At 66.9% G+C, this 13,835-nt stretch carries 11 protein-coding genes and 4 pseudogenes; 8 read left to right on the top strand and 7 right to left on the bottom strand.

The window, feature by feature from the left end; all coding sequences use genetic code 11:
* Positions 1-67: 67 nt before the first annotated feature.
* From ACIOC1_RS15170 to ACIOC1_RS15160, 3 genes are all read left to right on the top strand, one after another.
* Positions 68-457 (top strand): MerR family transcriptional regulator, encoded by a 390-nt coding sequence (locus ACIOC1_RS15170; protein ID WP_266608394.1) that lies wholly within the window; start codon positions 68-70, stop codon positions 455-457.
* A 1,097-nt stretch (positions 458-1,554) separates the two neighbouring features.
* On the top strand, positions 1,555-1,791 hold the full coding sequence (locus ACIOC1_RS15165; RefSeq protein WP_401854895.1) for a toxin glutamine deamidase domain-containing protein: 237 nt from the start codon (positions 1,555-1,557) through the stop codon (positions 1,789-1,791).
* A 583-nt stretch (positions 1,792-2,374) separates the two neighbouring features.
* A complete protein-coding gene (locus ACIOC1_RS15160; RefSeq protein ID WP_401854512.1) occupies positions 2,375-2,887 on the top strand; it encodes a hypothetical protein in 513 nt (170 codons plus the stop codon).
* A gap of 198 nt (positions 2,888-3,085) precedes the next feature.
* On the opposite strand, the gene ACIOC1_RS15155 is transcribed toward ACIOC1_RS15160, so the two are convergent.
* Both ACIOC1_RS15155 and ACIOC1_RS15150 read right to left on the bottom strand, forming a co-directional pair.
* Entirely contained in the window at positions 3,086-3,304 is a 219-nt protein-coding gene (locus ACIOC1_RS15155; RefSeq protein ID WP_401720305.1) for a hypothetical protein, read from the bottom strand.
* Positions 3,305-3,450: 146 nt separating this feature from the next.
* Positions 3,451-3,669, bottom strand: a pseudogene (locus ACIOC1_RS15150) (transposase); the annotation flags it as partial.
* A gap of 52 nt (positions 3,670-3,721) precedes the next feature.
* Between ACIOC1_RS15150 and ACIOC1_RS15145 the strand changes: the two are divergent.
* Positions 3,722-3,886 (top strand): hypothetical protein, encoded by a 165-nt coding sequence (locus ACIOC1_RS15145; protein ID WP_401854912.1) that lies wholly within the window; start codon positions 3,722-3,724, stop codon positions 3,884-3,886.
* Between the two features lie 203 nt (positions 3,887-4,089).
* Here the strand turns inward: ACIOC1_RS15145 and ACIOC1_RS15140 are convergent, their stop codons facing one another.
* From ACIOC1_RS15140 to ACIOC1_RS15125, 4 genes are all read right to left on the bottom strand, one after another.
* Positions 4,090-5,943, bottom strand: a complete 1,854-nt coding sequence (locus ACIOC1_RS15140) for an SGNH/GDSL hydrolase family protein (RefSeq protein ID WP_401854510.1) — start codon at positions 5,941-5,943, stop codon at positions 4,090-4,092.
* A gap of 1,855 nt (positions 5,944-7,798) precedes the next feature.
* The gene (locus tag ACIOC1_RS15135; RefSeq protein WP_401854508.1) at positions 7,799-8,092 is read right to left on the bottom strand and encodes a VOC family protein; all 294 of its coding nucleotides are present in this window, start codon (positions 8,090-8,092) and stop codon (positions 7,799-7,801) included.
* A gap of 241 nt (positions 8,093-8,333) precedes the next feature.
* Positions 8,334-8,513 (bottom strand): hypothetical protein, encoded by a 180-nt coding sequence (locus tag ACIOC1_RS15130; RefSeq protein ID WP_401854505.1) that lies wholly within the window; start codon positions 8,511-8,513, stop codon positions 8,334-8,336.
* Between the two features lie 294 nt (positions 8,514-8,807).
* Positions 8,808-9,311, bottom strand: coding sequence for a hypothetical protein (locus ACIOC1_RS15125; RefSeq protein ID WP_401854502.1), 504 nt, complete (start codon positions 9,309-9,311; stop codon positions 8,808-8,810).
* Between the two features lie 84 nt (positions 9,312-9,395).
* On the opposite strand from ACIOC1_RS15125, the pseudogene ACIOC1_RS15120 reads away from it, so the two are divergent.
* Positions 9,396-9,503 (top strand): annotated as a pseudogene (locus ACIOC1_RS15120) (aldehyde dehydrogenase); the annotation flags it as partial.
* Positions 9,504-9,592: 89 nt separating this feature from the next.
* Here the strand turns inward: ACIOC1_RS15120 and ACIOC1_RS15115 are convergent.
* Positions 9,593-10,243, bottom strand: coding sequence for a hypothetical protein (locus ACIOC1_RS15115; RefSeq protein WP_401854500.1), 651 nt, complete (start codon positions 10,241-10,243; stop codon positions 9,593-9,595).
* A gap of 259 nt (positions 10,244-10,502) precedes the next feature.
* Between ACIOC1_RS15115 and ACIOC1_RS15110 the strand changes: the two genes are divergently transcribed.
* The 3 genes and pseudogenes from ACIOC1_RS15110 to ACIOC1_RS15100 all read left to right on the top strand — a co-directional run bounded on the left by ACIOC1_RS15110 (position 10,503) and on the right by ACIOC1_RS15100 (position 13,788).
* A complete protein-coding gene (locus ACIOC1_RS15110; RefSeq protein ID WP_401854498.1) occupies positions 10,503-11,393 on the top strand; it encodes a helix-turn-helix domain-containing protein in 891 nt (296 codons plus the stop codon).
* 643 nt (positions 11,394-12,036) lie between these two features.
* Positions 12,037-12,318, top strand: a pseudogene (locus ACIOC1_RS15105) (transposase); the annotation flags it as partial.
* A gap of 663 nt (positions 12,319-12,981) precedes the next feature.
* Positions 12,982-13,788 (top strand): annotated as a pseudogene (locus tag ACIOC1_RS15100) (IS5 family transposase).
* The last annotated feature ends 47 nt before the right edge of the window (positions 13,789-13,835 follow it).

Here is a 13,835-nt window from a genome sequence, read left to right as displayed (position 1 = left end):
AAGTCTCACATGGGTATGAGAGTCAAGCCCGAACGGGCAATGTCCGCGCGACTGTCAGGAGGTCCCTGTGCGTATCGGTGAGTTGTCCCGGCGGACCGATGTGGCCGTGTACTTGTTGCGCTACTACGAGGAGCAGGGTCTCCTCCATCCGCAGCGTCGTCCCAGCGGTTACCGGGAATACGTCGAGGAGGACGTCGCCGTGGTCCGCCGCATCCGCAGCCTGCTGGCCGCCGGCTTGGGCACCTCCACCATCACCGCGGTCCTGCCGTGCCTGCGGGATACCGGCGACCGTCTCGTCCCCACCTGCTCGGACCTGCTCGCCGACCTCCACCAGGAACGCGACCGCATCGCTCAGGCCATCAGCGACCTTCAGGCTTCCATGGACGCGCTCAACAACGTCATCGCTGCGGCCCCAGCCGACGTCACTCGCAGGGCACTTGCTTCACTCGACGTGTGAACGAATCGACTCTCACCGCCGTAGCCCGACGGCGCTGAGGTCCCCAAGGTGGCGCCCGGCCTGTCGAAAGGGTTACGGAGTTGGCCCGCACATGGCCCGGATCTTGGTGACGGACTCCCGCCAGATGCCGAGCAGTGCCCGCACCTTTACTTGTCCTCGCGGCGCCCGGTTGCCAGCGCGGTCCTGCCCGTGGAAGCGCACCGTCGGACAGGTGCGAGACAGAAGCGGCCGTGCGGTATCGCGGTCACCGTCGAACAGCCGAGGCCGTGCGAACTGTCCAGGAGCCGCCGGGTCGTCGGGGTCCCTGTGAACGTCTGTCTCGGCTGCGGGCACATGCTCCATGCCGTCCCAGCAACCCCATTCTGATTGCGGAGAACGCCGTCCGTCCGCGGGGGCCGGGGTGGTCGTATGGGCTGATATGCCATACCGCCCAATAGGCGCAGACCAGCGCGTCGGCTACGAAGGGGCTTTGTGCCTGTGCTACGGCAGAGTCCTCGGCGCGAGTGTTGCCAACACATCTGCGAGAGTGGGCTTTGGTGAGTTGGGCGATGGCCGCACCAACCAGGCCCCCGCGGCGCCGCCGCACCGGCTAATCGTTGCATGCCATGATCCTTATGGGCTGGTGCCACCGGCATCACGCCACGCGCTGGGGATGCCGCGTCGGAACAACGCTTCCAGCCGAGGCCGAGGTGGTCGTGCTTGTGCTGCCGAAGCGAAGGTGTGGAAGCAGCGCGGCCAACCGCGGGCAGGCCCGATATTCTTGGTACCGGCCGTATCGGTTCGTAAACGGCGCTTGGCGTCTCAGCGGGTCCGCTCGATGACGCAGTGGCCTCGCCGGAGTTCGGGTCTCCCGGAGTGCCGTAGAAGTGAGCGTCCCAGGCGATCGGCTGTGGCTGAGCCTGGCGAACTCCGTGGCGAGATTGTGGAATTCTCCGCTGTGTATCAGGGGGGGAATATGACCTGGCCTCTACCGCGCTGCCCCAAATGCTCTGTCAGCAAAGCTGTGACCAACTCGCCGACGAGTACGCCGCCGCAGACCAACTGGTTCAGCAGATTGTCGTAACTGTTCTTGGCGGGGCCAAGGGCGGCAGGAGAGGATCGGCCCTGCTGACGACCGTCGGCCTCTTGGATTTGAGGGGGCGCGCTTGAGTGGCGTCATGGAGGACGTACTCCTCTGGGGCCCAGGTGGTCGCGTTCTCATTGCGGTTACCGGAGGCACGGGATCCAGAATTGGTCATGTCTTCAATGTGGTCAACGTGGACGGTAATATCGTCTTCCTCGACTACCAGTTAGGAACGGTCCAGCCGGTAGGCTGGGGGAGTGCTAACTCATGAGGATGAACTGACGAGCTGTCAATGACTGAAGTGCTGGGCGCTACCTCTACTTTGTTGGTGCAGGGCGGTGCAGGCCGGGACCCGGAGACGATGAGGCTTGAGCCGGAGCACGCCTACGTCGAGGACGGGCACGCAGTCATTCCCTACAACTCCCGAGCCTTTTTGGACGAAGGCCGAAAAAGGGAGCGGCTGCTGGGAAATCTACCGGTCCTGGTAGATCTCTCTCTACTGGAGTGTGCCGATACATGACCGTCCAGGAAGTACTGGCACGCCCAGAGGCTCAGGACAGCGAATGATACGGCGATGAGTTCGCCTTGCTTGACCGGACGGCCCTGCCGCCCGACGGAGTCGTAGCGGTACTGCGCCACGGCTGTGGCTGTCGAGGCGCTCGCGCCGGCGGCGGTTGCCCACAAGTTGATGGCTGAGACTTGTCCCGGTGCATCACCCGCCGGTCCTCCCGCCGCAGCGGGCAACCGGCCTCCCGCGAAGCCGAACGCGACTGATCGTTCTCAACGGCACCACGGTCACCCTGGCACGAAGCGACCCTGACCCTGGGCCCCGAGGCCACTTTTTCATAGAGTCCGTGGACGTGACCATAGTCCTGAACCTCGCCACCATAGTGATCGCCTCTCTGGCATTGCTGCTGGCCCTGCGGCAGAACCGCCTCAGCAACGGAGGGAACCACCTGCCGGTGATCCTCGAAGCCTTCAAGTTAGTCCACGGCCCGGAGTCCACCTACCTCGAAGATGAGAAGTATGTCTTGAACGATCTAGCCCGGCACTCCGTCGACTGCGGCGTTACCGAACTTCCCGACGAAGCTCGCCCCCATGCATTGAAGATAGGGATGTTCTTCGATGACCTCGGCAGGCTTGTCGCCCACGGCATAATTGATCAGGAACTGGTTGTCGGCTCCTTCGGTACGGGAATCGTCCGCATGTGGGACGCCCTGGCCCCATACGTCTACCAACAGAGACGCGTCCACGACAACCACTTCTGGATCTACTTTGAGGACCTCGCAGCCCGCACCGCTGCTACACCGAACACCCTGGTCTACGCCGCCTTGGGCCTGCGTTCACGCCCACCTCGGAGCCGGTGACACCCAGCGTCATCGCTCGCCCCACCCAGCACAGCATCCGTCATGGAACTGCAAGCAGGCCCTCAGAACCGACGAGTTCGTTGCCCGCGCGCTCGCTCAACCCGACCCCCGCCGCGCCACGCCCGGCTGCCGTTCGAGGAGAAGGATCGAAAACAGCTTCTGACACCGTCACCCACACCACGACGCTGCGGTCGGCGCTCACGGCTGCCCGCTGGCGGCGCGGGTGAGGAAAGCGGCGAGGGCGGCGGCCTCCGGATCGGCGGCCGCGAGCCGGGCAGCGAACGCCAGTTGGTCGACGCCCGTGCCAGGATCGAGGCGGGTGAGCGCGGACAGCACGGCGTGGGTGAGCGAAGGGGTCGGCAGGAGACCGGCAGCGGCCGGTTCGACCCGAGCGAACCGGCCCGTCACGCGACTCATCAGCTGGTCGAACATCGCCCGCCACCGGGCAGGCACTCCGCTGTGCCCCGCGGCCACCGCCTGATTTTCGTTTGTCCACACAACTCACGGTGATCAACGGGGGCCGCAGCCATCTCCGCACCAGCCCCGACCAGCAAGGTCACGATCTACGACTGGAGTACTAACAACGGCCAACACAATGAGTTGACCTGTCGCAGGGTGATCAAGCAGCAGGCGAGTTTGAGGATGGCCTCGAGGATGTCAGCTCGTCGTTCCCAGTGGATGCGGAGTCGTTTGAAACCGTGGAGCCAGGCGAAGGTTCGCTCGACGACCCAGCGGTAGGTGCCCAGTCCGGTGCCGTGCCGAGTGCCACGGCGACCGACAGCACGAGCGCCGCAGCGGTGACGCACGAAGCTTCCCGCAGCGCCGGAGCCCGGCGTGGCCTACGGGCTGGCGGCGGCCGAGGACTACGAGACGCGTAATGAGGCCAAGGTCGGCGTCTCCGACGTTCGGCGCATCGTTCCGCTCGAACACCCACCGGGCTGGCTGCGCCAGGACCAGCTGTGCCGTCTCAGTAACCACCAGGTGCCTTCAACGGTGTAGGAGACGTGGCACAGCGGCCCGATCAGCGTCTTCACCCGCGTCGGCGTCCACCGCTGGTCCGCCCATCCGTGGACTAGCGGACCGCGCTGCAACTCTTGCTCCAGCCGGGCGATCTGCGCGTCACTGAGGCGAGGACGGCCGGGCGAACCCTTCAAGGCCACTCCAGCCTCGCGACACTCACCGGCGGTGTGGCCTGGTGGTGGTCAGACGGCGTCGATCACCCGCCGTACTGCGGATTCGATGGCGCGTTGTCCGGCGGGTAGGGGGTGGCCGCGGTTGTCGCCGCCGTTCCGGCCGACGTCGTAGACCCATGGTGAGGCGCTGCACAGTTCGTGACCGTCGAAGCTGTTCAGGACCGAGAGGTAGGTAACGTGAGCGCGGGTGGCCGCGGCCCGGGTGGCGGCATCCATCTGCGCGGCCAGGTCGTTGAGATTGGAGCGCTCAGAAGGTGTGAGCCAGCCGCACCGCCTGGTGGCCGACTGCTGCGCGGGGAACAACCGCGGATAGCCGACCACGACTACCCGGGCATGCGGAGCTGTCGTTTTGACCAGCTGGTAGGCGCTCAGCAGCTTCCCCGGGAGCGTCTGGCTGATGTAGCTCCTCGCGTGGGCGAGGGTGCGATCCAGGACGCAGTCGCTGAGGAAGCAGTGGGTCAGGATGCGGGAGAAGCCGACATCGTTTCCACCGATAGTGAGCGTGACCAGGCTCGGTGCGGGCCGAAGGGAACGCAGACGGGTCGTCACCTGTGCGGGTTCCCCCTTGAACGTCGAGCTGAGCGCCGAGATTTCCGCCCCTGAACACGCCAGGTGCGCTACGAGATGCACGGCCGCGTCGTCTACCGCCAGCAGCCGGGGCCACGCCTGCGGGCTACGATCGCAGGCGTGGGAAGCGGCGTCGAACGGCGGATTGCCCTCGCCAGAGGAGTAGGAGTCGCCCAGCGCGACAGTCGAGACCGGCGCCGGAAGCGGCGCACTGGATTTCAGGAGCGTGGCGCGAGGTTCGTCCATCCCCAGCCCCGGGCGCGGCATGGACACCAGCACGGTCTGCCAAGTGCCACATAGCCCGTCCGGGGCGGTGCACTGGACTTGTTCGACGTAGAGACGGCCTTCGGCTAGGGCGTACTGGCTGCTGTTTCCGCCTGCGCCGGAGTCGAGCGCGGAGGTGTCGAAGGAGTCCACCGGCGCGCCGGTGGTGTGGCTGTAGGTGTCTACCTGAAAGCTGGTGGAGGTGTACGCGTTATAGGTGACATTGCGCAGCAGCACGATGTGGCCGCGGCTGTCGGCTTGGACGGCGACCGGTGCGTAGGCGCGGTCGCGGGCGTCGTCTCTTTCGGGGACGGTACGGGTGAACAGTAGATGGCCCCTGGGATCGACAGCGATCAGGCGGTCGGTGCTGCTTCCAGCCTGAGTGACAGTCAGCAGGACCGGCACCCCCCACGAGGCAGCGGTCCAAGCGTTGATGAGTGGGTCGGCGCAGTATGGCAGGGTGTAACGGCCGGTGCGGCCACTGATGTTGAACACATCGAGGCGGTTGACCGGGTCGTACCGCCAGCAGTCGGGTTTGGAGGTGGGGCCGCTGCGGTTGGTGAGGTACGCGAACACGTAGCCGTCGGGGTTCACAGCGAGCCGCTGCGGCATCTCGGCAGCGGCGGACACCACGCGAACGCGGCCGATGTCGTTGCCGTGGTAGTCGATGTACCGCACGCCGTCTCCGGCGTAGTTCTCCACTACCAGGCCCCGCCGGTAGGCCCCGACGATGCCGGAAGCGTCCGCGGACCGGTTGGCGAACAGCAATGCCCCGGTCGTCGCGGATATGCCGAAGATCACGGCTTGCCAGCCGCAGTTGGTGTAAGCGGTGCCGGCGCCGTAGATGTTGCCGTCCGCGCCCGGGACGAGCTGTCCGTATCCGATAGCGACAGGAGACTGGCCGCACGTCACGCTGATGGGGCGGGTCCACTTCAACGCCGCGCCCTGGTACGCCGCCACGACCGAAGGATCGGTGCCGTTGCCGTGCGGGCGTGGGCGGATGCCTACCGTCAGACCACTGGCGCTCACCATGCTGACACAAGACGCCAGCGCTCCTGCGGGCGCGCCGGGAAGCGGAGACCCACCGGCAGTGAACCGCTGCACTATCGACCCTGTGCTGTCGTTGCCCGTGCATCCCTGGACGCTGGAGTTCCCCTGCAAGTCCGTATGGAGCAGCCCTGAACTCTCAACGGGCTGCTGCCATGCCGCAGCCGACGGCTGCGGCATGTCCTGCGGGAGTTCGGCACGTGCCGCGGGTGCCATGAGCCCCGCCGCTAATAGCATTCCTGTCACCGCTGCGACCAGCGCACGTCGTGTCCCCGGCATAAGTCCCACCCCTCAGCTCACTCCGCGGACCGCCGGGCGGATCACCCGGGCCAAGCGGAATCAGGCGATGTTAGCGGCCGATGTGTCCTTATGAGCCCTGTTCGCCGTTATTGCCTGTCAGACGCTCATTTGGCATCTACTCCGATACGCACCGACAAGCACCTGCCTGTCAGCAGGCGCGTCCGCCCCACCGACTCTCCGGTGCCCTCTGCGCCGTCACAGGCCCCGGGCCCGGACGGATCCCGCTTCGAAATTCCCCGGGCCCGCTGTCACCGTGGATGACCCGTCTAACCGAACTAAGTTGATCGCATGGAGTTGACCTGTGTGGACTTGATTGAGTGAGACGGCTGCGTGTTGCGATTCCGTGGACCAGTACAACACCTAACTGTTCGTTCCCCACCAGCACACGCCCCCCTCACCCCTCGCGCGGACTGAACACGCTATCCGCCGACTCCCCCCGGCCGCTGGCCAAGCGAAGGACCCACCTCGGCGCAGCAACCCCACTCTGAGAACGCGGCCTCATTCCGTCACCCCGCACACGCCATTTCGTCGGTGCTCCTTCGTGTTGGCAGGGACTGGAGCCGGGTGACAGCGCCTCCGGGTCAGATACCGGCCGACGTCCCGGAAACCAGAACCGCCGCTCCCTCCTCGGCAGCAGCGGCTCGATCCGCTCCTACAGCTCATCCGACACAATCCACGGCGAGGCACCAACGACCAGCCCAACGCTCAACTCATAAGCCGGACCCGGCCACCAAAACCGATCCACCTCATTGTGTTAGCCGTTGTATCAACTCGTCTACGTGTGACGCACCGACCGTGCAGCGGTGGCCGCACGAGTCTGCCCGCCGAACGAGCAGAGCGCGACGACCAGCTGTGAAGCTGACGGCGTACCGTCTCGCAGCCCCGGCCGTCCACGCCACCGGGTAACGCCCGGGTCTCGATTCCCTCCGATTCCAGTGTGGAATCCAGGTGGGCGCCTGGGTGCCGGCGCGCGGAGGGCATAGAGGCGGTCGGGGTCCCGGGGCGGGTTTCGCCGACTGCGGCGAGCAGTGAGATGAACTGGTCGGCGAAGTAGGGGCTGGGCACGGGCAGGCCGACGTCTTCGGCAGGTCTCCGGTGGCCGGTTCCGAGGGTGGTGGGTACGAACTCAAGTACGGCGGCGGTCTGTTCGTAGCCGCAGCCAAGCGCGTCGCAGAGCGCAGACTGGGCAGGACCCGGAGCAGGGTATGGAGGCTCATGTCGGCGTCTTCGGCGAGCAGTTTGCCCGCCGTGCGGGATACCGCCCGCTCGATTCGGGGTGCCGGGCCGGGATGCGGCTTGTACTGGCCGAGCCATGACGCGGCTGTGGGTTCTCCGCGTGCCAGGTGACAGGTACAGGCAGTGGGAGGCTGCGCGGTCCTCACCGGCGGCGTACTGCCACCACCGGCGGGCGTCGTAGGCGGCGTCGGCGAGGTGGAGGATGCAGCCCAGGACGCGGGCCGCAGCGTTGTCGGCAGTTGCTCGGTGACCCATTCACTGAGGTTCACGGCGTCCTGGGCCACGACGGCCTCGCCCAGTTGCGTCAGCGGCGCGGCGGGGCTCTGCGGGCCTGTTTCGCTGCCGCGTGGTCCAGGCCCACCCGGTCCTCGCTGAAGCGGTCCGAGGCGACCGGGCGCAGCCCGAGCAGGGAGTCACCGAGTCGGCAGCTGACGTCGCCGTAGAGGAACGACAGTTCCTCGCGCGTCTTGTCGTCCGCGTCCGCGGGCAGCTCGAAGGCCACGGGCAGTCCGAAGAGGTCCTCGTAGAAGGCGCGGGAGCGGTCGACGCCGGTGACCGTGAGGCGGATATGGGCGAAGGCGCGCGGAGCGATCTGCATCCACCCATCATGTGGCCCGGGCGACGGAACGCTCGGTAATCGGGGAAGCGTGAGCGTTCCGGGTGTTGGTGGCGGCCCGCACGGTACGGGCTATTTCGACGTCGGATGATGATGTAGTACCCGACGACGATTGCCAACGAGGCGAGGAACACTACGGCAACCGCCTGTCCGGCACCGGGCTCCGTCGTTGAAACGAGGCTGAGCTGACCGAATGCCTGTGTGGGATCAGGGATGCGAGGACTCATTTATTGCCACCGGCGGAGGCGCGGTGGCTGATCCACGCTATAGCCCCGATCATGGCTATACCGAAGACGAGGGGGATGACGGCCAGCGCCCCGTTGCCTTTTATCGCCGCGCTGACACCCAGAACGATAAGAATGACCGCAGCGAAACCCGCGATCGTCAGAAGCGGTTTGACCATATGTATCTCCTCACGAGGGTGGGTGCCGCGTGACACCCACCCTCGCCACGGTTTATTACTGAGCGGCTTCTGTGCCAGCGGTGGCCGCCGCAGCGAGGCCGGATGCCAGCACGGTGCAGCCCGTGATGCCTAGGCCGATACTCGCTCCCAGAGTAGGCGCGGCTCCGGCAGCGGCGGCTGCATCGCAAATCGCTTCTGTTCCGATTCCCACCAAAAATCCGACTTTAGCAGCGAACGCTCCGCTGTCGTCTTCGGTTATTACTTTCTTCATCAAACTGGCGAAATATCCGAACTTTAGGCTTTGCCGAAGAATGATCTTCCGTTGGGGTCGGTGTGGTTGATGGGGTCACCGGCGAGGGCGAGGTAGGGGGTTGGTTTTCTGGCCGGAGGGGTCGGTTTGGGTGAAGCGGCCGGGGGTGGGGTCGTAGTAACGGGCGCCCGTTCTGTACGGGCCGGTGGGGTAGAGGCGTCCTGGCCGTAGGGGTTGTGGTTGTGGGTGCGGGCGGCGTTGGCCAGGCCGAGGACGGAGCCGTCGATGTCGGTGGGGTAGTAGTACGAAGTGCCCCCGGTATTCATGGAGTTGAGTGTGCCCTGGGGATCGCGGGTGTATCCGGTGTCGGTTCCTGCGGTGGTGGAGGCGGCGAGTCCTTCGGGGCCGTTGTGGAAGGTGGTCGCGCCGAGGCGGGTGCGTTCGCCGTTGTCGGTGCCGGAGTATGCGGCGCTGAGGCGGGTGAGCTGGTTGAAGGCGTAGGTGGTCCTGGCGTCGGGGCACGTGAAGAGGGCGTCGACGCCGGTCATGTTGCCCGCCGCGTCCAGGCAGTCGTGGATAGCGGTGGGGGTGTCCGCTTTGGTGAGCCGGTTGTCCGGACGGGGTTACCGGGCGCCGAGTCGTCGTTCATCGTCTCGCACGAGCTGCCCCTGTACGCCGACGCCTACCAGCACTTCGACGACCGCGACCGGGGATGGACGAAGGTCGTCCTGAAGCCGTGACCCGGCGCAGTGCCGCGGCCGGGCGCCGCCCAGACGGCGCCCGGCACCGGGACAGGCGCTCAGGACGAGCCCTCGGCCCGCGCTCCAGGTCAGTGGCAGGCCGGCAGGTGGGCGGCCTGGACGAAGCCCCAGCGGCCGGACGCGGGGGCGTAACCCAGGATCCAGGCACGGGTGTCGTGCTTACCGCAGTGCTCGGTGGTGAGGTAGAAGGCATCGCCGGCCCGGACGTTGCCGATGGCGAAGGACTTCCCGGCGTCGCGCAGGGTGCCGACCTGCCCGGTGCCCACGTGGACGAGCCCCCGCTTGGACTTGCCGGCGTGCGGGGCGCTCATCGCCACCGACTTGACCGCCCCGCTGCCGCCCACGGCACGACGGTCGGGGAGCTGGCGGTGGTGCGTGTCGTAGGCGTGCGGATCCGTCAGGCAGGATGTGGCGACGAAACCCCAACTGGGCTCCCCGGCTGCTCCGTAGTCCTTCACCAGCGCGTAGCCGCGGTAGGTGTACCGGACTCCCACGTGGTAGGAGCCGCCCTTCGGTGAGCGCTGCGGCTTCGTCCATCCCCAGTCAGCGACGCCGGTCTTGGGGTAGTTGGCATGGATGAAGCAACTCGGCTGCGAAAGAGTGGTGGAGTGGGTGTACTTGTCGCCCTGCCCGTTGGCGGCGAAGGCGGGGGCCGCCAGGACGGAGGCGGACGCCGCTACTGTGGCGGCGGCGAGTGCGAAAGGCTTCCACAGACGCATGGGGGATCTCCTGATGTCGTGTCGTCGAGGTGTCGTCATGTCGTCGCGCCGGGGCGAGCCGGGGCGTCCGGCCGGGTTCCGGGCCGGACGGGCTACGAGCCCGGGGGCCGGGGCGGCCGGGCGTCCGCCGGACAGCGGCGCCACTGACAGGTCTAGGTGTCCAGGGGGGTGTCCGCCCAGCTCTCCGGTGTCCGCGGACGTCCGCGGACACCGGCGGACACCTGACGCGGGCAGAGCTTTCGAGGGGACGAGGAACGGGATGACACAGGCACCGGACCCGGTCGCGGCATGGCACGACCTGATGGCGGCACTCGTGCGGCGATCCGGGCTGAGCGTGCGCCAGCTCGCCGCCAGGGCGGGCTACAGCAGCACCTACTGCAACGAGGCGACCAACGGCACGCGCGTCCCGCCGTGGCCGGTGGCCGAGGCGATCATCACCGCCCTCGGGGACGGTGCCGAGGCCCGATTACCCGCCTGGCGTGCCGCTCGCCAGGCCCTGGGGATGTCCGCGGACACCGGCGAGAACGCCGACGCCGGCCCGCTCGTCCCCCCGGCCGTCACCCCGCCGGGAGTGCCGGGAGCAGCCGCGCCCCGCGGGCCGGCCGAAGTCCCGCCGACGCCCCCGGCCGAGGCTCCCCCGGGGGTGCCCGCCACCCCTGGCCCGCGCCCGGCGTCCGCCGACGGGCCCGCGACCCCTGCCGCCGGGCCGACCGCACAGCCGGCGCCGCCCGGAGCCACCCCTGCGCCGCGGTCACGGCAGCGGCGGGTCCTGCTCACCGCCTCAGTGACCGCGGTCGTGATCGCGGCGCTCGGCTACGCGGCCGTCGCGTTCCACCCCACCGGACACCGGAACGGCGCCGTCCCGTCCGGTCCCGGCCGCACGCCGGGGCGGTCCCAGCCGGGCGACTTCCCCTGCCGCGCCACCCGGCAGTACGTCGTCACCAGCGACGGTAACGTCCTCGACGCCCACGGCGCCCCGGTGGGCGACGGCATCCACCGCGGCGACTACTTCGACCTGGCCCCGGAACAGCCGCACAGCCACTACGCCCACCGCTACTACGGCTCCGTCGTCGGACGCGAACTCTCGGGCTACGTCGACCAGGCCAGGATCCACCTGAGCGGCACGGTATGCCTCACCCCCCGCCGCTGAGACGCCGGCAGGCCACCGGATCGCGCCGTGGCCGACCGGCCCTGCGGACGCCCAGGTGCCCCCGCGCAGGCAGAGGTCGCTGGTCTGCGCCGGGGGTGACGGGGTGACGGGGCAAGCGCGTACGGGCCGTGACCCCTGATCTTGGACACACGAGACACCGGATCCTGAGGACCTGAGGACGGACATCTCGTGGTCATGAAGAGCTATCCGCCGCAGTTCAAGGCGGACGCGGTCACGCTGTACGAGTCGCGGCCCGAGGCAGCGATCAGGCAGCTTGCCGCTGATTCGGGGATCAACCCGGCGAGTTGCGGAACTGGGTCCGGGCGGCCGGAGTCAGCCGGCCACGGGGACGCCGGGCAGCGGCACCCGCGGAACCGCCGACGCCGTTGGAAACGGAGAACACCGCCCTGCGCAAGAAGGTCCGCGAACTGGAAGAGGAACGGGAGATCCTGCGGAAGGCGGCCAAGTATTTCGCCGGGGAGACGCGCTGGTGAACCGCTTCCAGTTCGTCGCCGACCACCAGCGCCGCTACGGCGTCAAGCGGCTGTGCGCCATCCTCGGCATCGCCCGCTCCAACTTCTACTGCTAGCACGCAACAGCCGGTGCCCGGGCAGCCCGGCAAGCGGCAGACGCTCACCTCGCCGCCCGGATACGGGAAGTGCACCGCGAATCGGACGGCACCCACGGCGTCCCCAGGATCACCGCCGAGTTCCGGAAGGCGGACGAGTACGTCAACCACAAGTGCATTGCGCGCGTGATGCGGAAGATCCCTCGGTCAGGCTTTTCAGCAGGTATTGTGAACATCGCTCAATTCCTACTAGCGGCTACCAGGCCAGCAGTTACAGGTCCGATACTCTTCTTGATTTCTTCCATCGGAAGGCCTGATCCGGCAAGGATTTCGATTACTCGAATCTTCACTGCTTGACGAACCTCCGAACTGGGGGAAGTGACGAGCTCTTCAATGAGGCGAGCACATCTCACCACCACGGGGTCACCTGGTAGCTGCCTCTCTAGCGCAGGGACGAGCACAGGCCAGACAAACGCCTCGGACAGGAGCGAATAAATCCCTATTTCTTGCGGAACTAGACCTAGGTCGCGCGCCGACTCGACCTCAGCGGCCTCCAGCTCCTCAACCAAGGGAAGGCACTCGGGCAGCCAGTGGAGCAGAGCTGCGCGCACGTACTCCGCATCGGAAGATACTTTTTTAGACACGGGCACAGTCACCTCGCTGCATCATCGATGTTTTGGGGGCTACGCCACAGGGGGAGGCCCGCAGTCCCCACCAGAAATCTCACAATAGCTAATCCCGCCCCTCAGATACTGTACAACGACGTCGACTATGAGGAGGCTATCGGTAATGCCACCTAGTGTACTCAGCATGCCCGCTGTTCTCAGGCGCGGGCCGCTAGTCCGGAGCGGGGGCTTGTATGGCCTCTCCTGGAACTGCGAACCTGTGATCGATTCAAGCGCTGGCGAATTCGCAACCCGATTAATTGCACCGCGAATAGTCCTAGCAGCCTCAGCGTGTTCGTTGAGGTACTTCGTCACCTCGCCAGCCTTGTCGACGGATTCGTCCGTTCGTGATGGCGTGAGCAAGAAGCCGTGGATCGTGGATGACGGGTTGTGGGCTCGGATCGAGCCGCTGCTTCCGGCATGGCCGAACCTGTCGCCGGGCCCGCGGCCTGTGGATAATCGGCGCTGCCTGCAGGGCATCCTGTTCGTGCTGTACACCGGCATCACCTGGCAGCAGTTGCCGCTGGAGCTCGGCTTCGGCTCCGGGCAGACCTCCTGGCGGCGCCTGGGTCGCTGGCAGGCGGCCGGAGTCTTCGAGGACCTGCACCGCACACTCCTGGCCGAGTTGAACACGGCCGGCCTGATCGACTGGACACGCTGCGTGGACGCCTCCCACGTACGCGCGAAAAAGGGGGCGAGGCGACAGGCCCCTCGCCGGTTGACCGCCGCACGACCGGCAGCAAACACCACCTGATCAGTGACGGCGGCGACATTCCGTTCCACGTGATCACCACCGCCGCCAACGTCAACGACGTCACCCAGACCCTCGACCTGGTCGACGGGATCCCGCCCGTCGCCGGCCGAGTCGGGCACCCCCGCAAACGCCCCGACACCCCTGCTCGGGGACAAGGGCTACGACAGCAACCCCAACCGGCGACAACTGCGCCAGCGCCGGATCCTGCCGGTCATCTCCCGCAAGGGATCACGGGACATCATCGGCCTCGGCAGGCTCCGCCACGTCGTCGAGCAGACCTTCGCCCAACTCCACCAGTTCAAGCGACCTGCCGTCCGCCGGGAACGACGCCTCGACCTCCACAACGCCTTCGTCTCACTCGCCTGCGCACTCATCTGCTGGCGACGCCTCAACAACGCATCCTCATGATCGTGTTACGAGTTCTCAGGTGTCAACGCCCGCTTCGGTCGCATGTC

The organism is Streptomyces sp. NPDC088197, assembly GCF_044741185.1.
In the GTDB taxonomy this organism is placed as follows: domain Bacteria; phylum Actinomycetota; class Actinomycetes; order Streptomycetales; family Streptomycetaceae; genus Actinacidiphila.
The sequence above is the reverse complement of the archived record's forward strand: the minus strand, read 5'-3'. Positions and strand labels throughout refer to the sequence as shown.

What these genes read in the sequence shown, in the direction of transcription:
- ACIOC1_RS15155 (WP_401720305.1), bottom strand. Translation starts at nt 3,304, where the DNA reads ATGAGTCGCGTGACGGGCCGGTTCGCTCGGGTCGAACCGGCCGCTGCC.
- ACIOC1_RS15140 (WP_401854510.1), bottom strand. Translation starts at nt 5,943, where the DNA reads ATGGTGAGCGCCAGTGGTCTGACGGTAGGCATCCGCCCACGCCCGCAC.
- ACIOC1_RS15135 (WP_401854508.1), bottom strand. Translation starts at nt 8,092, where the DNA reads ATGCAGATCGCTCCGCGCGCCTTCGCCCATATCCGCCTCACGGTCACC.
- ACIOC1_RS15130 (WP_401854505.1), bottom strand. Translation starts at nt 8,513, where the DNA reads ATGGTCAAACCGCTTCTGACGATCGCGGGTTTCGCTGCGGTCATTCTT.
- ACIOC1_RS15125 (WP_401854502.1), bottom strand. Translation starts at nt 9,311, where the DNA reads ATGACCGGCGTCGACGCCCTCTTCACGTGCCCCGACGCCAGGACCACC.
- ACIOC1_RS15115 (WP_401854500.1), bottom strand. Translation starts at nt 10,243, where the DNA reads ATGCGTCTGTGGAAGCCTTTCGCACTCGCCGCCGCCACAGTAGCGGCG.
- ACIOC1_RS15110 (WP_401854498.1), top strand. Translation starts at nt 10,503, where the DNA reads ATGACACAGGCACCGGACCCGGTCGCGGCATGGCACGACCTGATGGCG.